Genomic DNA, 6,598 nt, shown 5'->3' with positions numbered 1-6,598 from the left:
CGTCGTCTCGTTCGTCTCGTAGGACGCGTACAGCTTCGTATCGTACGCGGAACACTGGAGCCAGTCGGCCGTCGGGAACTCGCACGCCACGGGCCGGCGGTTCGCGCGCGGCGAGAACATCGGTTCGACGACCCACGGGTCGTCCGTCGCGACGGTGGCGTTCGCCGGGAGGGAGACGGTGACGAGCGTCCCAGCGTTGGCGTCCCGCATCATGTCCGGATTCGAGGGGTCGTACTCGCTGGCGGGAATCTCGACGCGCCTGCCCGTCCCGTTCTCTTCGACGAACTCGTAGTAGCGCGGCGTGACGGTCACCCGGTCGGCTGATAGCTCCAACATTCGTCCGTACTCCGTCTCGACGACGCGGTACGAGAAGTTGTCGCCGGCGGCGTCGCCCTCCTCGACCATCGCGGCGGCCAGGTTCGGTTTCCCCTCCTCGGCGGGAATCGGGAGGGAGACGGTGACGTCTTCGAGCGTCTCGTTCGTGTTGACGACGACGTCGTAGCTGTAACTGCTCTCGTAACTCGTCCGGTAGAGGTGGTCGGTGTAGAGCCAGAGCCCACCCGCCAGCACGGCGAGGACGACGACGACGGCGAGGACGACGACGAGGGCGATTCGCGTCCAACGTCGCCGTCTGGAGGGGTGGTCTTCGCTCACACCGTCCACGCTCGCGCCCGCACACCAAAGAGGTAGTGGTGTCAGGTGTCCGAGACGAGGCACGACGGAGTACGACTTCCACGGGGGTTCGTACTCCGGCACGACGACCGACGACTGGGACGCCCCGCAGATGAACGACTTCGACACCGGCGACATGGGCGAGAGAGCCGACCACTTCCTCCTGTCGGCCAACGGGTTCCCGCCGGCGAACGTCGCGGACTTGCGACTCCCGGTAGTCGCCCCCGACAGTGACCTCGACGAGAACGCGAGGCGTTCGGCGCGGGCATCGGTGACTGAGTCACCGCCGTGCGAGACGGTCACGAGACTTTTCTGTGCCGGCGGCCAACTAGAAACGAACCCGCAGTCGGCGAGGTTCGACACCATGACACGCTCACACCGAGACGACGGCGAGGACGAACAGGACGGCCCCGACGACGAGCAGTCCCCGACGCGCATCGACATCAGCATCTCCGTGACCGACCTCCTGAGCGACTTGCTCGACGACCGGCGCGCGGAGACCGACCGGCGAACGCCCGGGCGGCGGCCGCGCGGCCGACCGACGCGCGCGGGCCACGCCTCCGGCGACGGACCGACGGAGGGCGGATCCGTGGACGACGACTACCGGGTCGAGAGCGTCCGCGACGGCGACGAACTCACCGTGGTCGCCGACCTGTTGGGTGCGGACCGGGCCGACGTGACGACCGGTATCGACCCGGAACGGAGCGAACTCGTCGTCGCCACCGGTGGCCGCGCCGTCGGTCGGGTGTCGCTCCCGTGGGACCCCGTCGAAGTCGTCGAGACGTCGTTCAACAACGGTATTCTGCAGGTCCGACTCCGTCCCGCGACCGACTGACGAAGCGACTCACACCTGCTGGGGCCGCCGTCTCTCGCGTTCCGAGCGACGACCCGCCGAACGCTCCACCGGTGGTCGGCGTCTCCGTCTTCGGCGCGGGCGAGACGGTTCGACCGCTCTCGCCCCCCGGTTTCTCCCCGCCAAACCGATTTCGTCGCGTTCGACGGTGTGTTGATGTCCACCACACACCATAAACGGAATTGTGCCGTTTAGGCGCGTCTTGGGCGCTCTACCACCATTATCTCGTTTCTTCGCGCCGAAATCATTCTCGGAAGGGTTATCTGTGGGGAGCGGTTGTCTTCAGAGGCTATGGCAAAAGGCAAAGTCGACTTCTTCAACGACACAGGCGGCTACGGATTCATAGAGACCGAGGATGCGGACGAGGACGTGTTCTTCCACATGGAAGACGTCGGCGGCCCGGACCTCGAAGAGGGTACGGAGATCGAGTTCGAGATCGAGGACGCCCCCCAAGGGCCCCCGCGCGAAGAACGTCACCCGCCTGTAAGTCGACGACTACTTCGAACAACGTAGCGGACGGAGGCTGACGACGCCGCGGTCGATTGAGTTCGGTCCGTATGCGGCAGTTCTCTGAACTACTCATCTTTCTGAGCGACGCCGCTTCAACTGCCAATACGTTAACATCCGGCCGAGCCTAGCCGGTAGTATGTCCGAAACGGAGATGGAACACGTCGAACTGCGAGGCGCGCGCGTCCCGAAGGTCGGTCTCGGAACGTGGCGGATGGAGGGCGAGGAGTGCTACGACGCCGTCTCGACCGCACTCGAACTCGGCTACCGGCACGTCGACACCGCACAGATGTACGGGAACGAGGCCGAGGTGGGCCGCGCGATAGCCGACGCGACGTGGACCGTCGGGACCTGTTCGTGACGACGAAGGTGAAGCCCGGCAACGCGGACTACGACGGCCTCGTCGAGTCGGCGAAGGCGAGTCTCGACCGTCTCGACACGCCGTACGTGGACCTGTTGCTCCTCCACTGGCCGAACCCGCTGGTCTCCATCGAGGAGACGATGGACGCGATGAAGGAACTCGTCGACGGCGGCGAGGCGTACCACGTCGGCGTCAGCAACTTCCCCCTGCCGATGCTGAAGCGCGCCCGCGAGGCGGCCGACGTGCCGATTCTGACCGATCAGGTGCAGTTTCATCCGCACCGCCCCAAGCGGAAGCTCCTCCGGTACTGTCAGGACGAGGACCTGCTGCTCACGGCGTACAGTCCGTTGGCGCAGGGCGAACTCGTCGAGGACGAGACGCTCCGCCGAATCGGCGACCGGTACGACAAGACGCCCGCGCAGGTGGCGCTTCGCTGGGCGACCCAGCACCGGAACGTCGTCGTCATCCCGAAGTCGACGAGCCGAGAACACCTCGCGGCCAACCTCGACGTCTTCGACTTCACGCTCACGCGAACGGAAGTCGACGAGGTGACGCGACCGTCGCTGCTGAAGACGGGCGCGTCGATGGTCAAGGGGATGCTGCGCGAGCGCTGACCCCGATGGCGGACCCGGAGGAGACGGCCGACCGAGTCGCGTCGTGGGCGGTTCGGCTCCTCGGTCTGGCAGTCGCAAGCGGTGGCGCGTTCTACGCGGAGCAGTCGCGACTCCTCGGCGCGACGGCGGTGCTCGTCGGCCTCGCGGTGTTCCTCTTCCCGCGGCAGGCGAGGGGCGTCGGCGAGGGCCTGATGAACGTCGGCTGAGCGGGTGACGCGCGGCGCCGGAGGAAAAGGCTCAGGGCGGCCAGTCGCGAACCAGTGTCGTAGCATGCAGTTCTCGCGCTCGGTCCGGACTCTCGTTCTCGTCGGGTGGTGCGTCGCCGTCGTCGTCGCGTCCGTGATTCCCGCGCCGGCCGGCGGCGTCGCGTCGCCGGGGGCGTTCGTCGTCGGCCTCGACAAACTGGTTCACTTCGGGGCCTACGGCGTGACGGCGTTCCTCGCGGCGTTCGCACTCGGCGCGCGCGACGCGCGTGGACTGGCGGTGGCGGTCCTCGCCGCCGTCGCACTCGGCGGCGGCGTCGAACTCGTGCAGGCGACGCTCCCGACCCGGACGTTCGGACTCGGTGACCTCGTCGCCAACGCCGTCGGTGCCCTCAGCGGAGCGCTAGTGTACGTGGCCGTCGAACGCCGCGTCTGGGTCACGGACGACGAGTGAACGCACCGAGTCGCCTCAGGGGCGGTTCCGCAGTCCCGTCGCCGTCTCCACGTCCAGCACCCACCCGGCGATGCCCCGCATCGGTTCGGACTCCGAGAACAGGCTGGGGAACCAGGCGTTGTCCTCCATCGCCGAGACGAGTGCGTCCCACTCGTCGTCGTCGGCCTCCCGAATCGTCCCCGAGACGACGACGCTCTCCCACTCGTACCGTCCCGACACGTCGAACGTCGTCAGCGTCGCTCGCGTCGTCGTCTCGGCGAATCGCTCTTTCTGACTCGTCTCCCCGCGGAGGAAGACGAAGTAGACGCGGTCGCCGTCGTACCCGAACGAGATGGGCACCCCGTACGCGCGCCCCTCGTCCGCGAGTGCGAGGACGCCGACGCCGTGGTCACGCAGGTACGCTTCGACCTCCTCGTCCGTCATCGGGTCACCCTGAATCGGCGCGAACCCGTCCGTGTCGTTCGACGACATACCACACGGTACGGGCCGAAGCGGGATATATCGTCGCGTCCGCGGCGCCTCCGGGCGGGCGACGCGCCCTTTTTACGCCGCCGTCACCGAACGTCGGACGAGCGGTTCAGATGACGGCGACGACCCTGCACCGGCCGACGCACCGCGACGCGCTCTACTTGCTGGAAGAGGCGTTCGGCGACGGACGCATGGTGACGCTGTTCGGTCGCTGCACGGTCGACTACGACGGCCGCGCCACCTCCAGTCTCGGCCCGGGCGACCGACTCGTCGTCTGCAAGCCGGACGGCACCATCCTCGTCCACACCGACGAGAAGCGCAAGCCGGTGAACTGGCAGCCGCCGGGGTGCACCCACCGGGCGAGCGTCCGCGACGGCCGCCTCCGCGTCCGAAGCGAGCGCTCGACGCCGACGGAACGCCTCGACGTCGCCTTCGAGAGCATCGACCAGGTGACGGCCTACGAGGTGACCGACCGCAGCGATTTGCGACTGCAGGGGAGCGAGGAGGACCTCCGGCGTCGGATTCTCGACGACCCCGCACTCGTCGAGGAGGGGTTCGTCCCGCAGGCGACCGAACGCGAGACGGCGGCCGGTCCGGTGGACGTCTTCGGCGAGGACGCGGCGGGCAGACCGGTCGTCGTGGAGTTGAAACGCCGGCGCGTCGGCCCCTCGGCGGCCGGGCAACTCCAGCGGTACGTCGAGGCCGTCGACGAGGAGTTCCCCGACGAGGGCGTGCGCGGTATCCTCGTCGCCCCCTCCGTGACCGACCGCGCGCGGGAGTTGCTGGCGGAGCGGGGACTGTCGTTCGTCGCCGTCGAACCCGTCGCGACGAGGGCGACGACGAGAGCGTCGACGGCGACAGCGTGGCGAAGGCCGAGGGCGACGCCGGCGACGACGGTCCAGACGCTGGCGACGACGCGGTGGACGAGAGCGACGACACCGCGGACGACACCGCCGAGTAGCCGTCGCCGGGTCGTCACCGCGCGTCCACGAGGCGGACGAAGTTCTCGAACGTCCGTTCGACCGTCACGCCGTCGAAGTCGCGGTGGGCCGGGTCGTCGGGCCACTCGAAGTCCTCCTCGATGTCCGGGAGTAGCAGTTCCGTGAACTCCGGGTGGTACTGGACGGTCCACAGCGGTGCGTCCCGGTGGCGACTGCCGAGGTAGTCGTAGTAGTCCGCCGAGGCGATGGCCTCCATCCCCTCACCGAGTTCCGTGACCGCGTCGCCGTGCAGGAGGGGGACGCGCGCGCCGACGCCGTCGAACAGGGGGTCGTCGGCGAAGCGCACCGGGTCGATGCCGGCGTGCGGGCCGCGGTGTTCGACGGTGCCGCCGAGGGCGTCGTTGACGAGTTGGTGACCGAAGCAGACGCCGAGCGTCGGCACTCGCTCCGAGACCAGTTCGCGCACGAGTTCGCGCAGGGTCGTCCATCCACGGGTAGTCGTCGGACTCGTAGACGCCGGCGGTGCTCCCCGAGAGGACGACGCCGTCCGCCGCGTCGAGGGCGTCCGGCCGGCCGCCGCGGTCGGCGAAGGGGTAGACACGGACGGCGGCACCGGCGGCTTCGAGGTGCCGGCGAATCTCGGGGACGAAGTAGCGCGCCGTCGGGTCCACCTCGTTCTCTAGTAGTAGTATCATACGCGTGTGTCGTCGGCCGCCACCGAGAACGCTCCGGTCGGCCGACCCGCGAACCCGCGGTCCGAGTCCACGGTTCGAGTCCGGCGGCGCCTCAGGGGACGACGCTCACGCCCCAGACGACGGGAAGCCAGACCACCGCGGCGACGGCGAGGAGGACGACGCGAGGAGGTTCAACACGAGGCCGGCGCGGGCCATCTCGGGCACCGTGACGTAGCCGGTACCGAAGACGACGGCGTTCGGCGGCGTGGCGACGGGGAGCATGAACGCGAGGGAGGCGGCGACGGCGACGACGGTGGCGAGGACGAGGGGGTGCGACGGCGAACGACGCTGCGACGCCGACGGCCAGCGGGACGAACAGCGACGCGGTCGCGCTGTTCGAGGTGACTTCGGTGAGGAAGACGACGAGGGTGGCGACGACGAGGAGCGTGAGGACCGGAGCGAGACCCGCCACGCCGCCGAGCGACGCGCCGACCCACGCGTCGAGCGCCGTCGTCTGGAAGGCGTCGGCGATGGCGAACCCGCCGCCGAAGACGAGGAGCACCTCCCACGGGAGTCCGCGTCGCGTCGTCCCACGAGAGCAGCGCTCCCTCCTCGACGCCGTTGGGCACGAGGAACAGGAGCGTCGCCCCCGCGACGGCGATGGCGCCGTCCGTGACGCCGGCGACGTAGGGGTCGACGAGGAACGGTCGGGTCAGCCACCCGGCGACGACCAGCGAGAAGACGACGAGGACGCGTCGCTCCGGGGTCGAGAGCGCCCCGAACTCGCCCGACTCGTCGGCGGGACCGGTCGCGTCGGCGGCGTCAAACGTCGCGTCGGCGTCGCCGACGGC

Annotated in this window: 8 protein-coding genes and 4 pseudogenes; 7 read left to right on the top strand and 5 right to left on the bottom strand. The window is 69.0% G+C overall.

From position 1 onward, the window contains the following. Positions 1-1,038: hypothetical protein (locus tag GJ632_RS18100; RefSeq protein ID WP_191453674.1), on the bottom strand; the 1,038-nt coding region annotated here is incomplete at its 3' end. Here GJ632_RS18100 and gvpH point away from each other — a divergent pair. From gvpH to GJ632_RS18075, 5 genes and pseudogenes are all read left to right on the top strand, one after another. Continuing rightward, a complete protein-coding gene (gene gvpH, locus GJ632_RS18095) occupies positions 1,037-1,507 on the top strand; it encodes a gas vesicle protein GvpH (protein WP_191453673.1) in 471 nt (156 codons plus the stop codon). The two genes, GJ632_RS18100 and gvpH, sit on opposite strands and share 2 nt — an antisense overlap. Before the next feature lie 309 nt (positions 1,508-1,816). Then, positions 1,817-2,012, top strand: a pseudogene (locus GJ632_RS18090) (cold-shock protein). A 174-nt stretch (positions 2,013-2,186) separates the two neighbouring features. Continuing rightward, positions 2,187-3,007, top strand: a pseudogene (locus GJ632_RS18085) (aldo/keto reductase). A 5-nt stretch (positions 3,008-3,012) separates the two neighbouring features. Beyond that, positions 3,013-3,213: a hypothetical protein gene (locus GJ632_RS18080; RefSeq protein WP_191453672.1), complete on the top strand. Its 201-nt coding sequence runs from the start codon at positions 3,013-3,015 to the stop codon at positions 3,211-3,213. 64 nt (positions 3,214-3,277) lie between these two features. Further along, a complete protein-coding gene (locus GJ632_RS18075; protein WP_191453671.1) occupies positions 3,278-3,664 on the top strand; it encodes a VanZ family protein in 387 nt (128 codons plus the stop codon). Between the two features lie 15 nt (positions 3,665-3,679). Here the strand turns inward: GJ632_RS18075 and GJ632_RS18070 are convergent, their stop codons facing one another. Next, positions 3,680-4,135 (bottom strand): pyridoxamine 5'-phosphate oxidase family protein, encoded by a 456-nt coding sequence (locus GJ632_RS18070; RefSeq protein ID WP_191453670.1) that lies wholly within the window; start codon positions 4,133-4,135, stop codon positions 3,680-3,682. 110 nt (positions 4,136-4,245) lie between these two features. Here GJ632_RS18070 and nucS point away from each other — a divergent pair, with 110 nt between their 5' ends. Continuing rightward, positions 4,246-5,238 carry an endonuclease NucS gene (gene nucS / locus GJ632_RS18065; protein ID WP_394351831.1) on the top strand — a complete coding sequence of 331 codons (993 nt, stop codon included), beginning with the start codon at positions 4,246-4,248 and terminating at the stop codon, positions 5,236-5,238. Here nucS and GJ632_RS25585 read toward each other — a convergent pair. The 3 genes and pseudogenes from GJ632_RS25585 to GJ632_RS26060 all read right to left on the bottom strand — a co-directional run. Next, positions 5,129-5,768: pseudogene (locus GJ632_RS25585) on the bottom strand (type 1 glutamine amidotransferase); the annotation flags it as partial. The gene nucS and the pseudogene GJ632_RS25585 overlap by 110 nt on opposite strands. Positions 5,769-5,873: 105 nt before the next feature. Next, the gene (locus tag GJ632_RS26065) at positions 5,874-6,029 is read right to left on the bottom strand and encodes an anion permease (protein WP_394351832.1); all 156 of its coding nucleotides are present in this window, start codon (positions 6,027-6,029) and stop codon (positions 5,874-5,876) included. Between the two features lie 115 nt (positions 6,030-6,144). Next, positions 6,145-6,309: pseudogene (locus GJ632_RS26060) on the bottom strand (anion transporter); the annotation flags it as partial. Here GJ632_RS26060 and GJ632_RS25580 point away from each other — a divergent pair. After that, a partial coding sequence (locus GJ632_RS25580; protein ID WP_231751664.1) for a hypothetical protein occupies positions 6,278-6,598 on the top strand: 321 nt, incomplete at its 3' end. The pseudogene GJ632_RS26060 and the gene GJ632_RS25580 sit on opposite strands and share 32 nt — an antisense overlap.

Origin of the sequence: Halogeometricum sp. CBA1124, assembly GCF_009741955.1 — an archaeon.
Taxonomy (GTDB): domain Archaea; phylum Halobacteriota; class Halobacteria; order Halobacteriales; family Haloferacaceae; genus Halogeometricum; species Halogeometricum rufum.
This window is presented reverse-complemented; position numbering and strand designations above follow the sequence as displayed.

Coding starts and splice junctions, on each gene's coding strand:
- GJ632_RS18070 (WP_191453670.1), bottom strand. CDS start 4,135: ATGTCGTCGAACGACACGGACGGGTTCGCGCCGATTCAGGGTGACCCG.
- GJ632_RS26065 (WP_394351832.1), bottom strand. CDS start 6,029: ATGCTCCCCGTCGCCACGCCGCCGAACGCCGTCGTCTTCGGTACCGGC.
- GJ632_RS18080 (WP_191453672.1), top strand. CDS start 3,013: ATGGCGGACCCGGAGGAGACGGCCGACCGAGTCGCGTCGTGGGCGGTT.
- nucS (WP_394351831.1), top strand. CDS start 4,246: ATGACGGCGACGACCCTGCACCGGCCGACGCACCGCGACGCGCTCTAC.
- GJ632_RS18075 (WP_191453671.1), top strand. CDS start 3,278: ATGCAGTTCTCGCGCTCGGTCCGGACTCTCGTTCTCGTCGGGTGGTGC.
- gvpH (WP_191453673.1), top strand. CDS start 1,037: ATGACACGCTCACACCGAGACGACGGCGAGGACGAACAGGACGGCCCC.